Origin of the sequence: Bradyrhizobium brasilense (assembly GCF_029714345.1) — a bacterium.
Lineage (GTDB): Bacteria > Pseudomonadota > Alphaproteobacteria > Rhizobiales > Xanthobacteraceae > Bradyrhizobium > Bradyrhizobium australafricanum.
Genome location: NZ_CP121669.1, coordinates 7,506,997 through 7,526,132, shown reverse-complemented (window position 1 = coordinate 7,526,132; position 19,136 = coordinate 7,506,997). Strand labels below are relative to the sequence as shown.

Sequence of the window (19,136 nt, the reverse complement as noted above, 5' to 3'; positions counted from 1 at the left end):
AAGGTGTCATGGCCATCGCGACGTTGCCGACAAAAGCATGCGCGGTTAACCCGTTGAAGATGAGCCAGCCGATCGGCGGCGCATTTGCCTTTATGGGGCTAAGCGGGGCGATGCCGCTTTTGCACGGCTCACAAGGGTGCACCTCCTTCGGGCTCACCCTCTTTGTGCGGCATTTCAAGGAGGCTGTACCGCTGCAGACCACTGCGATGAGCGAGGTCGCGACCGTGCTCGGCGGCTATGAGAATCTCGAGCAGGCGATACTCAATATCTACAATCGTACCAAGCCAAAGATCATCGGAATCTGCTCGACCGGTGTCACCGAGACCAATGGAGACGATGTCGATGCCTACCTCAAGCTGATCCGGGACAAGCATCCGCAGCTTGCGAAATTGCCGCTGGTCTATGTTTCGACGCCTGATTTCAAAGGGGCGTTCCAGGACGGCTGGGAGAAGGCCGTGGCGAGCGTTGTGGAGTTGCTGGTTGATGGGGCAAATATCAATGGCCTGCGCGATCCTTTGAGGGTGAATGTTCTTCCAGGATGCCACCTCACGCCGGGTGATCTTGATGAACTCCGTGCCATCCTGGAGGATTTTGGGTTGCGGCCGTCCTTCCTGCCTGATCTGGCGGGGTCGCTCGATGGACATATCCCTGATGACTTTACCTCAACGACCATCGGCGGCATCAGCGTGAACGAAATCGCGAGCATGGGCCGCGCAGGGTGGACTATCGCAATAGGCGGGCAGATGCTGCGAGCAGCAGAGCTCATGCAGTCCAGGACCGGCGTGCCATTTCGCCTGTTCGAACGGCTATGCGGTCTGGGTCCGAGCGATGAATTCATGACTTTTCTGAGCGAGATCAGCGGCCGCCCCGTGCCATCGAAATATCGGCGCCAGCGCGGCCAGCTCACCGACGCAATGCTGGACGCTCACTTCCATATTGGCGGTCGCAAACTTGCAATCGCGGCCGAGCCAGACCTGCTGTTCGACCTGTCCGGTATGTTGCACGAGATGGGTGCGCAGGTGAGCGCGGCCGTGACGACCACGCAGTCGGCGGTAATCGAGCGGATAAAAACCGAGGAGGTGCTGATCGGCGATCTTGAGGATCTGGAAGAGCTAGCCAGAACAAGGCATTGCGACCTGCTGATCACGCATTCGCATGGCAGGCAGGCGGCGGCCCGGCTGAAAATCCCGTTCTATCGAGCCGGTTTTCCGATGTTCGATCGGCTTGGTGCAGGGCACCAACTATCCGTCGGCTATCGTGGTACGCGCGATCTGATCTTTGATATCGCCAATCTTGTGATCGCGGACCGCGAGGAGAATCATCAGCCGACACCCGATAGATGGAGGCCTTCGGCGGCACAGCCGCTAATGTCGGGCCACCGCAGTGCAGCTGAGAGGTCGACTGCATGAAGGTCGCATTCGCCACACAAGACCTAAGAAGCGTCGATGCCCATTTTGGTTGGGCAAAGAATATCGCCATCTACGATGTCGCGCCAAACGGGCACGTGTTTCTCAAAGCGGTTGAGTTCGAGGGAGATCTCAAGGAAGACGGTGACGACGACAAGCTGGCGCCGAAGATCGAGGCGATCAAGGATTGTGCAATCCTGTATGTTGCCGCCATCGGCGGTGCCGGTGCTGCGCGGGTGGTGGCCAACAACATCCATCCTATCAAGGTGAATAAGCCAGAAAACATCCTGGCGCTGCTCGAAAAGCTCGAGCGCGTATTGAAGGGCACGCCGCCGCCCTGGCTACGCAAGGCCTTGGCGAAGGACCAACGGCGCACATTCGAGTTCGACGAATGAGGTGAAATGACCGAGGCCACAGAAATGGCGCAGCAGGGCGACGCCCTCGATTCCCCGTTCCTCAAGGAGCTGGTCAAGATATGGCGCGCTCAGGATACCAACGGAGTCTGGGAGGCCAAGAGCGATTTCGAGCTGCTTGAACCCTATATCTTGGACAAGGAGAAGCGGCGGGCACTGCCGATTGTCGGCGATCCTGATCCCGACACCCTGTGGCGGCTGGAGCTGTTCTTCAACGCAGTCGGACTCTCGATCGAGAGGGCCACCGGCGTAATGATCCAGCCGATGCTGAAGATGCATCATGAAGGCTTTGGCCGCATGGTGCTGATCGCGGGTCGGCTGATCGCCGTGAACAAGCAGCTGCGCGATATGCATCGGTTCGGCTTCGACAACCTCGCAAAGCTCGCGCAGGAGGGTGACAAATATGTCAGGGCCGGAATCGACTTGATCCGGAAATTTCCGGACGTGGCAAACTATTGAGGGAACTAATGAGCGATCGTGAACTACTGAAGGCGGAGTTAAAGAAACTTTCGGCCAAAGCGCTACAAGCCAAAATGGATCTGCACGACCTCTCGGAAGAACTTCCCATCAACTGGACATCGATCATGGTGGTGGCGCAGAAGGCGTATGATGCCTATGCTGAACTCGAACGCAAGAGCCATGATTTGAAGGCCCTGGAAAATAGCTAAAGGAGTCCGATTCATGTCATTTGCGACGCGCGATGGCCGCGACTGGACGCCGGACTATTTGATCTCGATAGATGCCAGCAAGTGCATCGGCTGTGGCCGCTGCTTCAAGGTGTGCGGTCGAGACGTCATGACGTTGAAGGGAATCAACGAGGAGGGCGAGCTCGTCGACCTCGACGAGGACGAGGACGGGGAAATTGAAAAGAAAATCATGGTTTTGAATGATCACGGCGCCTGCATCGGCTGCGGAGCCTGCGCCAGAGTTTGTCCGGCCAACTGCCAGACCCACGGTTCAGCCGCGGCCGAAGCTGCGTGAGCGAAGGCAGGATCGTTCTCCGCGGCAGGCGCAATGGACGCGACGGACGAGACCCATAGCCGATCTCGTGTAACCCCAAACTGAGGCTGGGCCGGCGTGGGTGATGGCCTCGATTGTTGGACGGAGCGAGCGGAGACATTGCGGTTAGGCTCGCAGAAGGCAAGCCATACATTTGAGTCGTAATCCTGTGGAGAAGATCCTCCGCAAGCTCTATGTTTTCGTGGAAGGACGTCCTGCACCGATCCGGGCTCGCAGAATCGGCTGAACTAGACGCGATCCAGATTGTAATCGGTCGGAGAATGCTGGCTCCCCGAAGTAGGGCGCACTCCTCCAGATGGTTCCGATTATGTCCCGTAGCTCGTCCTCTCCAGGAAGAGGGGGCGCCGTACCTTGGCCTCGGTGCCGCCAATGATAGATTCATGACCGATCGCGTTGACGCGGAATCTGGTGACGGCAGCAGTTAGTTGTTCATTCCGTACCCGTCTTGGTTTGGCACTGACGGTGTCGTTGCATCGGACCGGAGGGACGGTGCAAGTGCGTATGCGAGATCGTCGAGATCGGTAGCACACTAAGAAAAGCATGGAACGGCCGATGGGGGCAAGCTCTGGGCCGGTCCTCGACGGATGGTTGCATTTGGTCAATGGCTTGCTCAAACCTATGACGTCCCAGCGGTCTGATGTGGCGGTGGTCGCGGATCTGTATCGACAACCGGCCGGTCTCCGAAAACTCAACCATCAGAAATATCACGCAATGCGCGGCTATCGATTGCAGCTCGATGAGCAACGCGTGTTTACGAATCGCGTGCTGATAGCCTGGTCGTTACGTGGAAGCCGGACAGATGTTCTGCGCCGTGTGGGTCAGCTTACGGTCAGCTAAGCCGCGTATCCTCGTCGTCAGAGCTTGCGCGGCACGAGCTCTACAGGTGCAATTGTGCCGATAGGAGAGCGATCTGATGTATGGCAGAATCGTTGGCTCATCCAGCCAGTCCCCAAACGCCAGCCAAGCTGATGAATCGGAAGAGGCGGGAGATAGCCCGCACTTTGCGGAAACGCTTTCAGACGTCGGGTCAGGTGGGTCGTCGCCGGCGTCATACTTTCTCGCTTCGGATCCACCAATAGACGACATCACCGAATCTTCCTTCAATGCAGGGCTGCGGAGATTTTTGGGCGACGACATCAGGCAGATCGCCAGGAATCCACAAGAGTACTCGGATTTCGTATCCAAGAAGGCTGAGCGCGCGGCAATTGTTGCTGGAGCCTACAGAAGCACTCATTACGATCCGACCAGGCCCGCCCGATTTTACAGCTATCAGTTGGGTAACGAAACTGTTGGGCTCCTAAGAGCAGGAGGTCCGGTTCTCATCGATAGAGAGGATTTCCGGCAACAGTTCGGGCGCAACGATATCACTTCTGTCGTAGACCTTCGAGTGACGCATCCCCTGGCCGAAAATGCGGGCGATATTCTGCTGGAACACCAATTGAGAAAGGATGGCGCTGATCCGTTGATCTTGTCAAACCCGGCCTTGCCCGGCATGGAACCCCGCTTGGCGGAAATGGGTTTTGTTCACTGGGAAGAAAATAACTGGGTGCTTGATCCTCATCAGCATCCCGAAGTGTGGACGAAGAATGATAACAACGAGTGGCAGCGAGTAGGCAAGCCCACACAGTACCTTGCTAAGGTAGATGACGGTGATACTGCTACTGAAGAGTGGAACTCTTCTGACGATGATCCGTCATTCTACTTAGAGCGCGCTCTTGCCGGGCTGAGCATGGAGTAAAGCAGTCGCGATAATGCCACCCGGCCAGAAGTGGCCGGCCTGCATTCGCGGAGTGCACGCAGCAGCGACGTTTCTCGCTTGATAGGGCGCACGCTTTCTGCGTGCGCCCTAAGGAAAACCTGTCTCGGATTTGGCGGTGATAGGGTTGCCGCCATCGGCAAGCTCGCCCGACTGCAAAGCGTGAATCATTGCCAGCTATCAAATCGGCTTCATTAACGAGGCGCTCGGTATTGGCACATCGATTCTGATGTCGCCGCCGAAGCCAGTCTGCTCGTCGAGGCGAAGCGGCGACCGGCGAGCGCTAGTCGTAACGCAAACGTTTGCATCGCCGCTCTCGATTAGCTGCCGCTCAGCGAGACGGCCTGCGAGCATCCAGGATTCATTGTATTCTGTTCGGCTCTGATCGGACCGCATCATTCTCATCACTGTTCAAGCCGCTACGGCCCGCGCATGCACGGGAACGTCGCCGTGTATCCGAAGATCGAGGGTACAGAGAGACGGTGTACCGCCTCTCGTCGAAGACACGCCAAAGTGACGGCCACGCCAATCCTCAGGTCTGGTTTGTTCGGCTGACCAGAACGGCATTGCCGCTCTGTGAGCGACAGCTTAGCGGTTTCCATCAAGTGATCGGAAAAGCTGATGGGCGAAAGCGAAAGCGACGCGGCCGGCCGCACCTGCGCCAATGAGTTGTGCTTGCTGTCGAGCTTGCTCGCTTGGAGTGCCACAAAGCTGAGCCGGTTGGGCGCTCCTACCGGGTCTTGCCTAATTGACGTACAGCGATAATGAGGCACGTCTCGCAATCAACGAGCAGTCAATGCCATCTATGCGATTTGCGGCTTCGACGACATTCCAAACCGACGGGCGAGGGGATTTGACCTTATGGTCGTCGATGACGAGGGCAATCAGCGGCCGTGGCCCATCGTTGTGATCCGATGAGGTAAGAAAGTGCTTGGCTATGTCAACAAATGCCCGCACAACAGCGTCAAACTAGATTGGGAGCGAAACGAATTCCTCGATCCATATGGCGTCCGGCTGATGTGCGGCAAGCACGGATCGACCTTTGAACTGAGCACCGGGCGGTGCGTCGAAGGTCAATGCAAGGTCAGAGCGCTCACGCCGATCGCGCTGACAGTTCTGGACGGCGAAATCTGCGTCGTCGGCGTGCGTCTTGTCGAAGACGATGCGCCCTCCGATGCATGAAGCCTGCGCTCAGACCGGCCGATTTTCGTTCCGATTCTTCACGGGTTCCATCCTCTTCAGTCCATCTTCGTACGAGATCTCGTCACAGGACAGATCCAGATTCTTTGCCGCATCGAGCAGGTAATCCAGCTTGCCACCTGAATCGAGCTTCTTGATGTCGTCCTTGTTGATTCCGACCAGGTCCATCATCTCCTTCCAAACTGTGGACTCGTCGCACGGAAGGACGTGGAAAGTGGCATCGCCAAGCTTGACTCGGTATTTCGCCAGCAGATCTATGTTGTTGCAGAACATGAAGTAGCTGCCGTCGGGGCTTAACGCGCTGTCCAGCACGCCAGCAACGTCGGCAAGATAGGCGAAGGAATGCAGATAGCCGGCTAGCACTGGAATGGTTCGCTCTCCATCCTGCGCGATGGTCAAAACTTGTTCGATCGAATAGTCCGGCGGCCGCTTCTCGTCCGCGACCTGGGTTTGGAATTTCAGTGCGACGTCACCGCGAAAGCCGAACCGCCCAGGCTTAATGGTCCCGCCTTTGAATACGGCATTGAGCAGGCGACCCTCCTTCTCAAGTCTGCCGAGTGCGGTGTTCTCGATTGCAGTCATTAGAACGTTCCTCGATCTAAGCGTTTCACCAACGCTTCGGCGCCGGTGCGAGATGCAATGCAAATTGCTTGCCGCCCATGTGCAGCAGTCTGCGGCATAGCCTGGAAGGAAAAGGCGTGAATGGGCTCCGACTGCCTGAAGCAGCCTTGTCGGAAATTCGACACGAGTACCAAAGTCAACAGGCGTGGCCCGAAAAGGCAAGCATCATCAAATGTCCGCGCGGTGGCACATGACTTGCCATGAGCACGCGGTCCTAAGCAGATGAAGGATAAGCCATGATCAACCTGACGGATAGCGCGGTGAATGCGGTCAAGAGTGCGATTTCATCATCGACGCGGCCAGCTGGCGGCCTGCGCATTATGGTCGAGGCAGGCGGCTGCAACGGGTTCAAATACACGATGGGTCTGGCCGAGGAACCGAAGCCCGACGACAAAGTGATTGAGTGCGGCGACCTGAAGGTGTTTGTCGACGACAAGAGTCATCAACATCTGGTCGGAACAACCATCGACTTCGTGATGGCGCTGGAGAGCCCAGGCTTCACCTTTCACAACCCGAACGCCACCTCGAGCTGCTCCTGCGGAAAATCGTTCAGCTGATATGGAAGAGACATCAAGCATGTTGGCCGAATCAGAGCAACTCAGGCAATTGCAGGCCGCCGTGAACGGCCGAAGACCGCGCATTCGCGCCGTACTCGAGAAGATCCGCCCCATTCTGCAACGGGGTGACAGCAGTCGAGTGATCCGGATCGGTGGCAGCAGGAACATGGTCTGCGTTGGTGGCGGCGCGTTTTGCGAGCTTTTGAGCGGATCGTTGGAAGGCATTCAGGCGCGGCTTGTCGAGAGGCTCGGCGAATTCGTCCGTTTCATCCCGGTCGCTGCGGCAGCCAAGGCGTGAGATTGAGCAGGGAATCAGGTGCCGATTTATCTCGATAACAACGCGACGACGCGGACTGATCCGTCCGTCGTGCAAGCCATGTTGCCTTACTTCACCGAGCGATTCGGCAATGCCTCATCCAGCCACGCCTTTGGCGGCGAGGCCGCAATGGCGCTGAAGCAGGCGCGCCGTAGCTTGCAGGATCTGTTGGGGAATGCCCACGATCATGAGATCGTTTTTACCTCCGGTGGGACAGAGGCAAATAATGCTGCCATCCTCTCGGCGCTTGCGAGCCAGGAAGGCCGTGACGAGATCGTTACCACCTCGGTTGAGCACTCCGCCATCCTTTCGCTGGTCGAGCAATTGGCGCCGAAAGGCGTCAAGACACATATCATACCGGTAGATTCCCGCGGCCGGCTCGACATCGAGGCGTTTCGCTGCGCGCTCGGGCCCCGCACGGCGATCGTCTCGACCATGTGGGCCAATAACGAGACCGGTACGATTTTTCCCGTGGAGTTTCTGGCCGGGTTGACCCGTGAGGCAGGCGCGCTGTTTCACACAGACGCGGTCCAGGCCGTCGGTAAGGAACGCGTCGACCTGAAGGACAGTGCGATCGACATGCTGTCGCTTTCGGCGCACAAGCTGCATGGCCCAAAAGGGATTGGCGCGCTCTATCTGCGCAAAGGGACAAAATTCCGGCCGCTGATCTGGGGTGGATCGCAGGAACGTCGGCGCCGCGGCGGTACTGAGAATATCCCTGGCATCGTTGGTCTTGGAAAAGCTGCGGAGCTGGCGGTGGAGCGGCTCGGGCCGGAGCGTGTTCGTATTGGTGCGTTGCGCGACCGCCTGGAGCAGGGGATTTTGCACAGCAGCGAGTGCGCGGTGCTCGGCGATGCTAGCAATCGGCTAACGAACACGGCCAATATCGCGTTCGATGATCTTGAAAGCGAAGCAATCGTCCATCATCTGAATCGTGCAGGCATTGCAGTGTCGCTGGGGGCAGCCTGCAAGTCCGGCTCAATGGAGCCATCGCATGTTCTGCGCGCCATGCGGGTGCCTGAGCGGAGTATGCGCGGCGCGGTGCGCTTTTCTCTGTCGCGTGAAACCTCCGTTGCGGAGGTCGATGAGGTCGTGGGCGTACTATCCGACATCGTGGCTCGCCTGCGCGCCAATTTGCGGGGATCGGCCGGTCTGGCCAGCTATGCGCGGCAGTCGAGGGAGTTGAGCTCGTGAAGATCATGATTCGCCGCGCTCCGGACTCGGGCCTGTCGATCTACGTGCCGAAAAAGGATCTCGAAGAGTCGATCGTGGAATCCGAGCACGAGACGCTATGGGGCGGCTGGATCAAAATAGCCAATGGCTGGGTGCTCGATTTGCCGCAGATGGCGAGCGATACGCGCTTGCCGGTGACAATCAACGCCAAGAAACGAGGCGAAAACGGTGACGATCCGTGAATGCGCCCGTGCAAATCGATTTTGTCAACGCAACCGATGCTAAGGCCATTCTCGCGGACGTTGCTGCCGGGCTGAGGGCCGCGAGCATTGTTCCCTATATCGGTCCTGGCCTTGCCGAACTGTCCAGACCCGATGTGCCGACGACGCCTGAGGCGTTATCTGCTTTCTTCGCCAGCAAGGTCGCGCTGCCGCGACGGGCGAAGAGCAATGCATGGGCCGCGGCGCAGCACATCGAAATCAGCAAACATCGCTCCACCGTGACGGCATTGATGGCGCAGGCCTTCGCTCGGCCGGTCGAGCCGACCGCCTTGCACGATCATCTTGCGTCTCTGTCGCTGCCCATCATAGTCGATACATGGTATGATGGCGCGATGCGCGGGGCGTTGGATAAGCGCGATGGATGGGGCGAAGTGCAGGGTATCACCCGCGCCAGCATTGGCGAGAATCGCTGGTATCGCTTTTATGACTCGATTGGCCAAGAGGTCGACGGTGTCGTGGCGGATGGCTGGGCGACGGTGCTGTACAAGCCGCATGGCGGTGTGCAGCCGGCAAAGAACTTCCTGATCTCCGACGCGGACTATGTCGAGGTGCTGACCGAAATCGACATCCAGACACCGATTCCGGACATCATCAAGGAAAGGCGGATCGGACAGAGCTTTCTCTTCATCGGCTGTCGGTTCAACGACCTGCTGTTGCGTAGCTATGCCCGGCAAATCATCAAGCGTACAGCCAAAACCCACTATGCGATCGTTGATCTGGATACGCTGTCACGCAATGAGCTCCGCTTTCTGCGCGAGCAGGGCCTGACGCCGCTTGCGATTGGATTGCCTCGCGCAGTCGAGATACTGCTCACCCATTAGCGCGTTGCGAAGCCGGACCGCCAGCTCGCATCGGCCTATTGTCAGATGCCGTATCGCATCAAGGTCAACGGGGAAGGAGCCGGGATCGCGCATGCTTGGCGTTTGAATGAATGCACCCGCCGTGGAGCTCGGCGGCAGGAATACGACGTGCTTGTTGGCTTTCAAACACGCGCATGGTTGCTGTTCTTGCATTCGGTTGCGTTGCTGTTCCAGCTAACTGTTTGGCGCATGGCTACAATCGCATCGACTCTACCATGGCATATGAGTTGCTACTGCTCTTGCTGAGGCTCTCGGGGCTGGTCCTGAGAAGCCGAAGATTGCCTGCAGGGAGACATGGGAAATGAACGCGGTCGTCGGGCGCGGAAAATGTGCCAAAGCTGCAGTAAGTGCCAGCGAGATGGTGCAGCCGGCCGCCGAGCATAAGGGCTGCCGCACCTCGTCCAACTCCGGGCGGGCGAGTTGCGGCTCGCGGGCAGGGCAAGGCGATCTGCCGACCGAGATCTGGGAAAAAGTGAAGAGCCATCCCTGCTACAGCGAAGAGGCGCATCATCATTACGCGCGCATGCACGTCGCAGTAGCGCCAGCCTGCAACATCCAGTGCAACTACTGCAACCGCAAATACGACTGCGCCAACGAATCACGTCCGGGCGTGGTGAGCGAGAAGCTCACGCCGGAGCAGGCGGTAAAGAAAGCGCTTGCGGTCGCGGCCACTATTCCCCAGATGACCGTGCTTGGCATCGCCGGTCCCGGCGATCCGCTGGCCAATCCAGAAAAGACGTTCAAGACGTTCGAACTCGTCGCCAAAGCGGCTCCGGACATCAAGCTGTGTCTATCAACCAATGGGCTGAGCCTGCCAGATTATATTGACGCCATCGCCAAGTCCAAGGTTGACCATGTCACGATCACCATCAATATGATCGATCCCGAAATCGGCGCCAAGATCTATCCTTGGATCTTCTTCAACCACAGGCGCTACACCGGCCTCGACGCGGCAAGGGTACTTGCCAATCGCCAGCTGCTAGGCTTGGAGATGCTTAGCGAACGGGGGATCCTGTGTAAGGTCAACTCTGTGATGATCCCGCATATCAACGACGGTCACTTGGTCGAAGTGAACAAGGCGGTGAAGTCGCGCGGCGCTTTCCTTCACAATATCATGCCGCTGATCTCCGCACCCGAGTACGGCACGGTGTTTGGCCTCAACGGTCAGCGCGGGCCGACAGCGCAGGAATTGAAGGCGCTGCAAGATGCTTGCGAAAGGGAGATGAACATGATGCGTCACTGCCGTCAGTGCCGTGCCGATGCTGTGGGTCTACTCGGAGAAGATCGCAGCGCAGAGTTTACGACCGACCGAGTCATGAAGATGGACGTCAAATACGACCTCGAGATGCGCAAGGCTTACCATGACCGGGTAGAGGATGAGCGTGCTGCGAAGGCCGCGGCCAGCAAAGAGGAGCTCGGGGAATTGGCTGGAGAGGTGAGCGAGATCACGCTACTGGTGGCAGTCGCAACCAAAGGCTCCGGGCTGATCAACGAGCACTTTGGACATGCGAAGGAATTCCAAATCTACGAACTTTCCACATCCGGCGCAAAATTCGTCGGCCACCGCCGCGTAGACGTCTACTGCCAAGGCGGTGATGGGGAGAAGGATAGGCTTTCGACTATCATTCGCGGCATCAATGACTGCCACGCGGTGTTCGTGGCCAAAATCGGCGGCGGCCCGAAAAGCAATCTGATCAAGGCCGGAATCGAGCCGGTTGATCAATACGCGCATGAGTTGTTTGAGAAGTCGGCGATCTCCTGGTTCCGGTCTTATCTCGACCGGGTGAAAAGCGGTGAGATCCAGCACGTGAAGCGCGGCGACGCGTCGATTCGGCAGAAAGCCGTAATCTCTGCGGCGTAGGGGGGTATGTGCCATTCAAGATCATTGCTTCGCAGTGTACGAGCTGCTCAGCCTGCGAACCCTTGTGCCCGAACGTTGCAATCTCTGAGAAGGCGGGGAGCTTCGTCATTGAACCGGCAAAATGTACCGAATGCATTGGCTATTTCGACGAGCCGCAATGCGTCGCCGCCTGTCCAGTCGACAATACCTGCGTCGTTGACACATCCTTGGCGCGCTACCAGACGCCAGCCTAAAGGTGAGCCCCGTGAACGGATTGCCGCCGCTTGATGATGCGGACCGTGCCCAGGAATGAGCCCATGCGCCTGCTCCTGCGACTGCGAAGCGAGCCCCATCGCAGCCTCGCCGTCTGGCCCGAATCTTCGCTTGATGTGCGAGGAATGGCGCCGATGCTGGCCGGCCAGGACAATGAAGTTGATCGCGCCGTTGCGCGCCGCATCGCTGCAGCTGTTCGACCGATTGATGAGCGATGCGGAGGTCGAGTGCCGCCACTCTCTGGCATGGGTTGTCCACGATGAGTGGCCGTTAGCCATGGCGAACGACGCGAACGCCTCCGTGCGATTCGAGAATATGCAGGGACTGTTGCCGAGGGTGCGAACTGCACCGCAGCGCGGTCCTGACCGGTATCTCCGCCTTGAAATGGCGTGCGGCATTGCCGCTGGTGAATCGCCGGATGTCTTCGGGAATGAGGACAAATCGATGCAGGACCTCGCTTGTGCTGGTATGGCGGCGGCACTGCGTGTCCATAGGGAGCGCTGCATGAATAAAATCCTTCGCGATAGCGACGTCGTCGAGCTTAGCGGGCCGCCTGTTTTCAGCTTTAGCGAAAAGGTACGGGCCAATCGCACCATCCGTAATGATGGCACCTTTCGCGGCAAAGAGATTGGCGAGGTGTTGGTCAAGAAGGGAGAGGTGGGTTACGTCGTTTCGATCGGAACGTTCCTGCAGCAATTCTACATCTACGGCGTCGAGTTTCTCGAACGTGGCTACCGCGTTGGCATGAAGCGCAAGGAGCTTGAGTCGGTGGACGAGTGCGAGGAGATCGATGATTTGCCATTGCCGGAAGAGGCTGTGTCATGACTGAGGCCCGCTTTCCGAAATATCGGCGGGGCCAACGCGTTAAAGCGGCGGTCGACCTCATCAACGATGGCTCTTTTTCCAATACGGAACCCGAAGGGATCGTGCTCGGCGCCGGAGCAACCGGCGAGATCGTCAGAGTCGCTATCCATACCGAAGCCGACGTGCCGATCTATACTGTTGATTTTGGTGTGCAACGGCTCATTGGCTGTTTTGAAGAAGAAATCACGGTGCTCTGAAGGGGAGCTTTCGCGATGACTGCCGCGCTGATGAGGAAGGTAAAGACCGGGTTGGTTCCTCACCCAAACGAGCTCGATCGCAAGCGGATCGAGCGCGGCTTGAGCTCGCGCAAGCGCTATCTGTATGTCTCGCCGAACGTGACGCCAGTGAGGGGTGGCTATCTGATCGAGAGTCCCTGTTGCTCGCGCAATATCGACCAGGATGGTGGTCTCATTGATGTCGCGCTGATTCTTTACGACACCGTCAGTGGGATCTGGAAGCTGTTTTGCAAGAACCACGCGCAAGGGATCTGGGAATTTTACAGCCTTTACCACCGCTTGACTTCAGCAATCGATGAGTTGAACGCGGATCCGGAGCGCCTGTTCTGGCAATGACGACCACCTTAGCGAGTCCTAGAGGAGCCACGATGGCGCTTACTGCGGAGGAATTGATTGAAATCGAACGGCTGCTTGCTGTCGACGGCGCGGACACGGGCCCCCTTGTCGAGCTGCGGCGCCGCTTTCCGCAGCTTGCATGCGTTCACTGCGATGCGTCGGATGTGACGGATCAGCCGTTCCGGCGGTTTCCTCGTTTCGACCTGCATTTGCTCGACGGGTCGGATCACTGCGTACAGATTACGCCCGATCCGAAGCGGGCGACCGGCATCGTGTTGGCAAGAAGGAATGTTGCGCGGTGAGCGGGATTGAACTGGCAGCGCATCGGCTTGATGGTGCGGACAGGATGGAGGCAAACACGTCCTTCATTCCATTGTCCGATCCCGATATCACCTTCGCCGAGCTCTCCGCCGTGGAAACGATTCTGTGCTCGCCGCAGATCTCCAATGGGTGGGTCACTGAGGCGTTCGAGCACGCTTTTGCAGCCTATCTTGGCCGCAAATATGCCGTTGCGGTCTCGAGTGGCACCATTGGGCTCCTGCTTGCGCTCAAGGCGGTCGGCATCGGGCCAGGGCAGGAAGTCATCGCTTCGCCCTATTCCCTCCGCGAGACGGTCCATGCGATCGGTCTTGCAGGCGCACGGGCGGTATTTGCCGACATCGACTATTGGTCGGGAACATTGGTCCCAGATAAAGCCGAAGAGCGCATCACGGCCCACACGCGGGCGATTGTCGCCGGCAATCCCAACGGCCATCCCGCGCCGTGGTCGGAACTGCGGGCGATCGCGCAGCGCCACCATCTGGCGCTTCTAGAGGATTCCACCGAAGCAATCGGATCGCGCTACAAGGGCGAGCTCGTCGGCCGGTTTGGCGACCTGGCGGTCTTCGACTTTGCCCAGCCCTTGGCCCTAAGTTGTGGCGAAGGCGCCATGGTGGTAACGGACGATATCGACATCGCGGTTGGCTTGCGTCGCTATCGCGCCCACCGCCTGGACGAACGCTCCTCCGTGATCGTCGGTGCCGCAGCACCATACCAAGCCGGCATGAGCTATCTCACGGCAGCCTTGGGACTGGCGCAGCTCAAGCGTCTCGATGAAATCCTGGAGCGTCGTCGGCTGGTGGAGCAGCTCTACAACGCGCATATGCAATCATTTGAGGGCATCAAGCCGCCTTATGTTGGTCCCCATGTGACCGAGGTGAATTGGTTGCTCTATCTCGTCCATCTCGGAACGCGCTTCACGCGTTCCGGTCGCGATGCAATCGTCGATGATCTGCGCGTCGCCCAAATTGAAGCCGTCGCTTATAGCCATCCGCTGCACTTGCAACGCCACTACTTCGAACTCGGCTATCGACGTGGCAATTTCCTGGTTGCCGAAAAGATCGCCGATCGCGCCCTGGCGCTGCCGTTTCACACCCATCTCACGAACGACAAGATCGAGTTCATCGTCGAAGCCGTGAAAGATGCCTCGATCAACGTGGGCGCAGGGGCCGCGATCTACTGAGATGCACGTCATCCAACACATCGAAGGACGACGATTAAATGGCGATGATCCCACTTGCGACGTCGCGCGAAACGAGCGGAGCGACCGAGGGGGGGCCGTGAGCACGAAGAAGACCTGCTCGAAAGTAGCGAGGCGCGGTCTCCAAGCCGCGGCTGGAGGCCACGCAAGCTGCCGGAAACGAAGCACGTCACAACAGAGATCCTCAGTTTCGGCTCGGGTCTTTAAAGTCGGCCAAATAGGGGTTGCCATGACTTCTCAACAGGTCATCATTCACGTCCGCTTCGCTCCAAACGGGAGAGTGATCCAAATCAGCGAGCGCCCGGCGAAGCTCACGCCGAACCAATGGTTTGATGTCCTCAATACCCGTGCCGGCTCGGCCTATCGGCCGCTCGCTCGTGGCCGCGGCGTTTTTCGGCTGGCCCGGGCTGCAGTCGAAGCTTTCAAGCAGGAAACTGCGAGGCCTGGATAAGCAAAGGGATGATCGGCCCGATGTGTGATCAGATCGAGGTGTTCGCCGTCTGTCCGGCCGATGCCATCGAGCGGTGTGGCGCCAAGGCCTTTAGCTTGTCGCAGGTAGACGACAGCGGCGAGAGCCGGCCGTTTCCAATTGTTGTGGTTCGCACTTTTGACGACGACTATCTAGGGTACGTCAATCGTTGTCCGCATGACAGCTTATGGCTCAACATCGGCTCCGGCGAGTTCTTCTCCTCCGATCGCTCCTTTCTCAGATGCGCACGGCACGGTGCGAGATTTGAGATCGACACCGGGCTGTGCATCGATGGTCCCTGCACCGGACAAACACTTGAGCCGGTCGCACTCGCCGTCATCGAAGGTGACATCTGCCTGTGTGGCATCAAGCTACTTGAGGATGATCGGCTTTCCGAGCCGTTCGAGGACAACGACGAAACCATGGATATAACGATCCATCCCGATTAACAGGCGTCAATTGGCCGTTGCTCAACTCGTTTCCGGCGCGTTGTCGCCGAATAATGCCATCGTACCAGTGAGTGCTGGGCGCGGACGCGCGTCAATGCTTTGAAGTTAAAAGGCGAACAGGCGAACCTCGTGCGACCGCGACCTTCGCGGCATCTAGGAGGTGCTTTGGCGCTAGCGCACCAAATCGAGCCAGCAGGCCATTGCCGCTGCTGGATACGATGTCTTTGAGAAGGAAATGCCCTCGGCGGTTACGCCGAGGGCACCGTCTGGGCTGGTTGAAATGGGGGGACCCAGACTGACAGGACCGTTTGGTCTGGAGGAATGACGATCCTGTGTCACAATTCTTGGACGACCGCCGAAGCGGGCGTAGCAATTGCAATGCCAAGCTTTCGTTCATGCGATGCCCTTAGCGAGTGCCGCACCATAGTCAGCCGATGGCGGCGGCCAAGGTCGAATGCACGAACGGGCGCGTTGGTGTGGTCCGGCTACTGTGCGTGCGAACTGTGCGCAACGCGAAACGCTGAAGCGGGGAGCGTATCAAACGCGATGTGCCATATGTCACGCATGGACCAAGGGAGGGCGACAATGTTGCAACCTCGGCATAATTGTCAGTCGCGCCGGAGCAGAGAATGAGATCGCTGAAGAAATGAGCGCTACGCATCTGGTGCGGAACTTGCTTGGAGAAGTTGGATGGTTGCGTAAGTAAGGCGGAGGGAGACACCGCGAGATTGAAACTGATCAAGGAGGATATTCTAGATGTCGAGTATCGCTGATCGTCAGCGATCATCATCGGCATGTCGCCCGCTTTCCGCAAGCCGGAGTGGGAATTAGTAGGACCAATTGGTCGATGCGGCGTTCGACTGAGGAGCAGGTTGTTCGGGCGGATGCGCTCGGATCTTGTCTCTTTTCAGATGATGGAAGCCGTTGATTTCAGGATAGGCGCATGAACGCAGAAACCGAATTCGAGCTTCCTCAACTTTATAGACATCACGTCTTTGCCTGCAACACGCAGCGTCCGCCGAATCATCCGCACGGCAGTTGCGGCGCTTCTGGGGCGCAGGCCCTCTGGGATCGGATGGGCAAAGCGATCGAAGCGCAAGGCCTCACTGATGTCGGCTTCACGGTGACGGGCTGCCTTGGCTTTTGTAACTCCGGTCCTTTGATGGTCGTCTATCCAGACGGAATCTGGTATCGCGCCACCACGCCTGAGGACGTTGATGAAATCGTAGACTCTCATCTCAAGCAGGGCAAACGTGTCGATCGCCTCGTGATGGTGCTGAGGCGAAGCTAAAGGCGTCGCTTGAGCGCCGCTCGCCCTTTGTATCAAACATCGCGGGCATATCCGCCCAATAGCTGGCATCTTGGAACGTTTGACAATGATCGGGTGCCCTAACGCTTCCAGTACGTGCCCAACACGGGACTGCTTACTTGTCGGCTATGGCTTTGGTTTCAAGAACATGCGCTCAAGGTAAGCCTTGATCGGATTCTACTCATGATCGGGGCCGAAGAGCCCTGAGCTCATGTCCCTTGCAAGTGCGGTCGTTCTCTCGCAGGGGCGACCGCCTTGAATTCTCAGCGCCGATAAGCAGGCGGCCGCTTCTGTTAATGCCGGGAAACACGGGCAGGAGCCTATCGCTAGTGGCTCGATTTGCTTGTTTTCCACCACTTACCGACACATTCGTGACGCACAGCGAGAGCAATGCTGGGGATGGCTCCTGGTCACCGGCGAGACGACGTGTCTTTACGCATCATCTCGCTGGCGTTTGCACTGTATTATAACGGAGAGAAGCGTCCGGCGACCCGGCGCGTCCGGGAAGTTCACTGAAGCGTGTTTCCAGCCTCAGAACTTGTAGGTGATGCCACCGCTGACGAGCCATGGGTCGATATTGGCGCGACCAGTGACGGCAATCGCATTGTTCACGGTCGCCGAATAATCCGGCCGCAACCACAACTTCTTCACGTCGAAGTTGAGGCCCCAATGGCGGTCAAGCATATAATCGAAGCCGAATTGGACCGCGGCGCCGAACTGGTTGGCGATGTGCAAATCCGTCACGGCAAGGCCGGCGAGCGAGGTATTGGCAGCCGATTGGTTGAAGAATACGGTGTAGTTGATGCCCGCGCCGATGTAAGGCTTGAGCGGGCCAAAATCAGTGAAGTGATATTGCAGAGTCAGCGTTGGCGGCAACAGCCAAGCCTTGCCGATATCTAGTCCATTTAGCGTACCTGTGCCGCTGATGTGATGGCGGCTCACACCGAGAATGAGTTCGGCGGCAACGTTTCTTGTGAAGAAATAGGTGATATCGAGCTCCGGTACCGCTTGGTCGCTGATCGATAGTCCGGAAGCTGGCGAGGATAGCGGCGACGCCCCGGCGACATTGACGGAGCTGCCTGCAGTATCAGGTAAAACGCCGAGAACGCGCAGACGGATCATCCACGGATTGAAGGGTTCGATGGGGGAGGCTTTGTAGTAGATAGGTGCCTGCGCGAGATCGGCGGCCTGAACCGACATGCTGGCCAACGAGCTTGCGAGCGCGAGCAGCGATGTCGTCGTCAGAATTGTTTTGATCCTCATCGAATTCTCCATTCCAAAGTCCGCGCGAAGAGTCGCGCGAGATCTCTGTCACACATGGGAGACGGCGATTGATTTGATGCTGATCAAAATGGCGGCGCACGTAGCGCGATTATGCAGCCACGTTGCATAAGGATCACGACCGCGAAGCTCCGTGGTTCTGTTCGGATCGCTTATTCAGTTCAATGTTCCGTCTGAGCCGAATTTATTCAATAACCGTGTCTCGGCTCAAAGCTCTGATCAAATCCAGACTGCAGGAATCTTGCGCGATAAACGCGATCAAACTGCGGTGGTTTCCCACACCGCAGGCGACGACATGTCTTATTCAAACCGAGCAATCTGAGCGCCGCTGGTTACGAAGAGCCACGCACGTCGGCGTTCTCGCCGAACATGCAGCCGGCCATCCTGACAAAGCCGGTAAAGGAAGATCGTTGTTCGCATTGGTTGGCGGGCAGTCGTATGATTGATCGTATCCTCACATCTGCGGGCAGTGCGTGCCCTGTTGTTCGTGGGAGCATCCCTCAAGGTCATCTTGCGTGTTCCGGCCAAGCAACGACAGTACGGCTTCATGATCGAATCCGGCGCATCTTGCACCATCGACGTCGATTAGCGGACGTCTGATCAGGAGCGGATCTGCCAGCATTAACGCCAGTGCACTCGCTGCGTCGATTGCGTCAGGATTAATTTCGCCTGACCTGATACGAGGCGCGGTTCGGTTGAACCAGGATGCAATCGGCGTCTTGCCGAAGAAGTGTCGCAATTCCTCCGCAGCCCACGGCTCCTTCAATATATCCTTGGCTATCACGTCATGGCCGGCGGCCTTCAGCGCCAGCATCTGACGTGCATTGGTGACGCAGCCGGGCTTTTGATAAAAGAGGATTGTCGCCATGGTATGCCTATGTGGGTCGCCGAGCTGAACGATCGGCGGCGGGTTCCGCTATGTCGGAGAGCGCATTTGACGCTCGTGCAAACGATCGC

Annotated in this window: 23 protein-coding genes and 1 pseudogene; 21 read left to right on the top strand and 3 right to left on the bottom strand. The window is 57.9% G+C overall.

Features of this window, described 5'->3' with window-relative positions; genetic code table 11:
• The first annotated feature begins 8 nt into the window (after nucleotides 1-8).
• The 7 genes and pseudogenes from nifN to QA635_RS34700 all read left to right on the top strand — a co-directional run bounded on the left by nifN (nucleotide 9) and on the right by QA635_RS34700 (nucleotide 5,777).
• The gene (gene nifN, locus QA635_RS34730; RefSeq protein WP_283064223.1) at nucleotides 9-1,409 is read left to right on the top strand and encodes a nitrogenase iron-molybdenum cofactor biosynthesis protein NifN; all 1,401 of its coding nucleotides are present in this window, start codon (nucleotides 9-11) and stop codon (nucleotides 1,407-1,409) included.
• Nucleotides 1,406-1,801 (top strand): nitrogen fixation protein NifX, encoded by a 396-nt coding sequence (gene nifX / locus QA635_RS34725; RefSeq protein ID WP_283064222.1) that lies wholly within the window; start codon nucleotides 1,406-1,408, stop codon nucleotides 1,799-1,801. The genes nifN and nifX overlap by 4 nt, the downstream gene beginning before the upstream one ends.
• A gap of 6 nt (nucleotides 1,802-1,807) precedes the next feature.
• Nucleotides 1,808-2,278: a NifX-associated nitrogen fixation protein gene (locus tag QA635_RS34720; protein ID WP_283064221.1), complete on the top strand. Its 471-nt coding sequence runs from the start codon at nucleotides 1,808-1,810 to the stop codon at nucleotides 2,276-2,278.
• Nucleotides 2,279-2,286: 8 nt separating this feature from the next.
• Nucleotides 2,287-2,487, top strand: coding sequence for a CCE_0567 family metalloprotein (locus QA635_RS34715; protein ID WP_283064220.1), 201 nt, complete (start codon nucleotides 2,287-2,289; stop codon nucleotides 2,485-2,487).
• Nucleotides 2,488-2,500: 13 nt separating this feature from the next.
• Nucleotides 2,501-2,800: a ferredoxin III, nif-specific gene (fdxB, locus tag QA635_RS34710; protein ID WP_283064219.1), complete on the top strand. Its 300-nt coding sequence runs from the start codon at nucleotides 2,501-2,503 to the stop codon at nucleotides 2,798-2,800.
• Nucleotides 2,801-3,752: 952 nt separating this feature from the next.
• On the top strand, nucleotides 3,753-4,577 hold the full coding sequence (locus QA635_RS34705; RefSeq protein WP_283064218.1) for a host specificity protein: 825 nt from the start codon (nucleotides 3,753-3,755) through the stop codon (nucleotides 4,575-4,577).
• 819 nt (nucleotides 4,578-5,396) lie between these two features.
• A pseudogene (locus QA635_RS34700) lies at nucleotides 5,397-5,777 on the top strand (Rieske (2Fe-2S) protein).
• Between the two features lie 9 nt (nucleotides 5,778-5,786).
• Here the strand turns inward: QA635_RS34700 and QA635_RS34695 are convergent.
• Nucleotides 5,787-6,377 (bottom strand): hypothetical protein, encoded by a 591-nt coding sequence (locus tag QA635_RS34695; RefSeq protein WP_283064217.1) that lies wholly within the window; start codon nucleotides 6,375-6,377, stop codon nucleotides 5,787-5,789.
• 275 nt (nucleotides 6,378-6,652) lie between these two features.
• On the opposite strand from QA635_RS34695, the gene QA635_RS34690 reads away from it, so the two are divergent.
• The 14 genes from QA635_RS34690 (at nucleotide 6,653) to QA635_RS34620 (ending at nucleotide 16,880) form a co-directional block, all read left to right on the top strand.
• Nucleotides 6,653-6,973 (top strand): HesB/IscA family protein, encoded by a 321-nt coding sequence (locus tag QA635_RS34690; protein WP_283064216.1) that lies wholly within the window; start codon nucleotides 6,653-6,655, stop codon nucleotides 6,971-6,973.
• Nucleotides 6,974-6,992: 19 nt separating this feature from the next.
• The gene (locus tag QA635_RS34685; protein WP_283064215.1) at nucleotides 6,993-7,271 is read left to right on the top strand and encodes a hypothetical protein; all 279 of its coding nucleotides are present in this window, start codon (nucleotides 6,993-6,995) and stop codon (nucleotides 7,269-7,271) included.
• 78 nt (nucleotides 7,272-7,349) lie between these two features.
• Nucleotides 7,350-8,483 carry an aminotransferase class V-fold PLP-dependent enzyme gene (locus QA635_RS34680; protein ID WP_283072000.1) on the top strand — a complete coding sequence of 378 codons (1,134 nt, stop codon included), beginning with the start codon at nucleotides 7,350-7,352 and terminating at the stop codon, nucleotides 8,481-8,483.
• The gene (gene nifT / locus QA635_RS34675) at nucleotides 8,480-8,704 is read left to right on the top strand and encodes a putative nitrogen fixation protein NifT (RefSeq protein WP_016848167.1); all 225 of its coding nucleotides are present in this window, start codon (nucleotides 8,480-8,482) and stop codon (nucleotides 8,702-8,704) included. Before QA635_RS34680 ends, nifT begins: the two co-directional genes overlap by 4 nt.
• Entirely contained in the window at nucleotides 8,701-9,564 is an 864-nt protein-coding gene (locus QA635_RS34670) for an SIR2 family NAD-dependent protein deacylase (RefSeq protein ID WP_283064214.1), read from the top strand. The genes nifT and QA635_RS34670 overlap by 4 nt, the downstream gene beginning before the upstream one ends.
• A 397-nt stretch (nucleotides 9,565-9,961) precedes the next feature.
• Nucleotides 9,962-11,464, top strand: a complete 1,503-nt coding sequence (nifB, locus tag QA635_RS34665) for a nitrogenase cofactor biosynthesis protein NifB (RefSeq protein ID WP_425249215.1) — start codon at nucleotides 9,962-9,964, stop codon at nucleotides 11,462-11,464.
• An 8-nt stretch (nucleotides 11,465-11,472) separates the two neighbouring features.
• Nucleotides 11,473-11,697, top strand: a complete 225-nt coding sequence (locus QA635_RS34660) for a 4Fe-4S binding protein (protein ID WP_283064212.1) — start codon at nucleotides 11,473-11,475, stop codon at nucleotides 11,695-11,697.
• Nucleotides 11,698-12,220: 523 nt separating this feature from the next.
• The gene (locus QA635_RS34655) at nucleotides 12,221-12,541 is read left to right on the top strand and encodes a nitrogen fixation protein NifZ (RefSeq protein WP_283071998.1); all 321 of its coding nucleotides are present in this window, start codon (nucleotides 12,221-12,223) and stop codon (nucleotides 12,539-12,541) included.
• Nucleotides 12,538-12,777, top strand: coding sequence for a nitrogen fixation protein NifZ (locus QA635_RS34650; protein WP_283064211.1), 240 nt, complete (start codon nucleotides 12,538-12,540; stop codon nucleotides 12,775-12,777). Before QA635_RS34655 ends, QA635_RS34650 begins: the two co-directional genes overlap by 4 nt.
• Nucleotides 12,778-12,792: 15 nt before the next feature.
• Nucleotides 12,793-13,152, top strand: coding sequence for a DUF3024 domain-containing protein (locus QA635_RS34645; RefSeq protein WP_283064210.1), 360 nt, complete (start codon nucleotides 12,793-12,795; stop codon nucleotides 13,150-13,152).
• A gap of 32 nt (nucleotides 13,153-13,184) precedes the next feature.
• On the top strand, nucleotides 13,185-13,454 hold the full coding sequence (locus QA635_RS34640) for a hypothetical protein (RefSeq protein WP_283064209.1): 270 nt from the start codon (nucleotides 13,185-13,187) through the stop codon (nucleotides 13,452-13,454).
• 44 nt (nucleotides 13,455-13,498) lie between these two features.
• The gene (locus tag QA635_RS34635) at nucleotides 13,499-14,653 is read left to right on the top strand and encodes a DegT/DnrJ/EryC1/StrS family aminotransferase (RefSeq protein ID WP_283071996.1); all 1,155 of its coding nucleotides are present in this window, start codon (nucleotides 13,499-13,501) and stop codon (nucleotides 14,651-14,653) included.
• A gap of 477 nt (nucleotides 14,654-15,130) precedes the next feature.
• On the top strand, nucleotides 15,131-15,589 hold the full coding sequence (locus tag QA635_RS34625; protein ID WP_283064206.1) for a Rieske (2Fe-2S) protein: 459 nt from the start codon (nucleotides 15,131-15,133) through the stop codon (nucleotides 15,587-15,589).
• A gap of 943 nt (nucleotides 15,590-16,532) precedes the next feature.
• Nucleotides 16,533-16,880 (top strand): (2Fe-2S) ferredoxin domain-containing protein, encoded by a 348-nt coding sequence (locus QA635_RS34620; RefSeq protein WP_283064205.1) that lies wholly within the window; start codon nucleotides 16,533-16,535, stop codon nucleotides 16,878-16,880.
• Nucleotides 16,881-17,429: 549 nt separating this feature from the next.
• Here QA635_RS34620 and QA635_RS34615 read toward each other — a convergent pair.
• Together QA635_RS34615 and QA635_RS34610 are read right to left on the bottom strand one after the other, a co-directional pair.
• Complete coding sequence (locus tag QA635_RS34615) at nucleotides 17,430-18,173, bottom strand: OmpW/AlkL family protein (protein ID WP_425249089.1); 744 nt, start codon at nucleotides 18,171-18,173, stop codon at nucleotides 17,430-17,432.
• Between the two features lie 460 nt (nucleotides 18,174-18,633).
• Nucleotides 18,634-19,047 (bottom strand): ArsC/Spx/MgsR family protein, encoded by a 414-nt coding sequence (locus QA635_RS34610; protein WP_283064202.1) that lies wholly within the window; start codon nucleotides 19,045-19,047, stop codon nucleotides 18,634-18,636.
• Nucleotides 19,048-19,136 lie beyond the last annotated feature (89 nt).

What these genes read in the sequence shown, in the direction of transcription:
- nifN (WP_283064223.1), top strand. Translation starts at nt 9, where the DNA reads ATGGCCATCGCGACGTTGCCGACAAAAGCATGCGCGGTTAACCCGTTG.
- nifX (WP_283064222.1), top strand. Translation starts at nt 1,406, where the DNA reads ATGAAGGTCGCATTCGCCACACAAGACCTAAGAAGCGTCGATGCCCAT.
- QA635_RS34720 (WP_283064221.1), top strand. Translation starts at nt 1,808, where the DNA reads ATGACCGAGGCCACAGAAATGGCGCAGCAGGGCGACGCCCTCGATTCC.
- QA635_RS34715 (WP_283064220.1), top strand. Translation starts at nt 2,287, where the DNA reads ATGAGCGATCGTGAACTACTGAAGGCGGAGTTAAAGAAACTTTCGGCC.
- fdxB (WP_283064219.1), top strand. Translation starts at nt 2,501, where the DNA reads ATGTCATTTGCGACGCGCGATGGCCGCGACTGGACGCCGGACTATTTG.
- QA635_RS34705 (WP_283064218.1), top strand. Translation starts at nt 3,753, where the DNA reads ATGTATGGCAGAATCGTTGGCTCATCCAGCCAGTCCCCAAACGCCAGC.
- QA635_RS34695 (WP_283064217.1), bottom strand. Translation starts at nt 6,377, where the DNA reads ATGACTGCAATCGAGAACACCGCACTCGGCAGACTTGAGAAGGAGGGT.
- QA635_RS34690 (WP_283064216.1), top strand. Translation starts at nt 6,653, where the DNA reads ATGATCAACCTGACGGATAGCGCGGTGAATGCGGTCAAGAGTGCGATT.
- QA635_RS34685 (WP_283064215.1), top strand. Translation starts at nt 6,993, where the DNA reads ATGTTGGCCGAATCAGAGCAACTCAGGCAATTGCAGGCCGCCGTGAAC.
- QA635_RS34680 (WP_283072000.1), top strand. Translation starts at nt 7,350, where the DNA reads ATGTTGCCTTACTTCACCGAGCGATTCGGCAATGCCTCATCCAGCCAC.
- nifB (WP_425249215.1), top strand. Translation starts at nt 9,962, where the DNA reads ATGGTGCAGCCGGCCGCCGAGCATAAGGGCTGCCGCACCTCGTCCAAC.
- QA635_RS34655 (WP_283071998.1), top strand. Translation starts at nt 12,221, where the DNA reads ATGAATAAAATCCTTCGCGATAGCGACGTCGTCGAGCTTAGCGGGCCG.
- QA635_RS34650 (WP_283064211.1), top strand. Translation starts at nt 12,538, where the DNA reads ATGACTGAGGCCCGCTTTCCGAAATATCGGCGGGGCCAACGCGTTAAA.
- QA635_RS34645 (WP_283064210.1), top strand. Translation starts at nt 12,793, where the DNA reads ATGACTGCCGCGCTGATGAGGAAGGTAAAGACCGGGTTGGTTCCTCAC.
- QA635_RS34640 (WP_283064209.1), top strand. Translation starts at nt 13,185, where the DNA reads ATGGCGCTTACTGCGGAGGAATTGATTGAAATCGAACGGCTGCTTGCT.
- QA635_RS34635 (WP_283071996.1), top strand. Translation starts at nt 13,499, where the DNA reads ATGGAGGCAAACACGTCCTTCATTCCATTGTCCGATCCCGATATCACC.
- QA635_RS34625 (WP_283064206.1), top strand. Translation starts at nt 15,131, where the DNA reads ATGATCGGCCCGATGTGTGATCAGATCGAGGTGTTCGCCGTCTGTCCG.
- QA635_RS34620 (WP_283064205.1), top strand. Translation starts at nt 16,533, where the DNA reads ATGAACGCAGAAACCGAATTCGAGCTTCCTCAACTTTATAGACATCAC.
- QA635_RS34615 (WP_425249089.1), bottom strand. Translation starts at nt 18,173, where the DNA reads ATGGAGAATTCGATGAGGATCAAAACAATTCTGACGACGACATCGCTG.
- QA635_RS34610 (WP_283064202.1), bottom strand. Translation starts at nt 19,047, where the DNA reads ATGGCGACAATCCTCTTTTATCAAAAGCCCGGCTGCGTCACCAATGCA.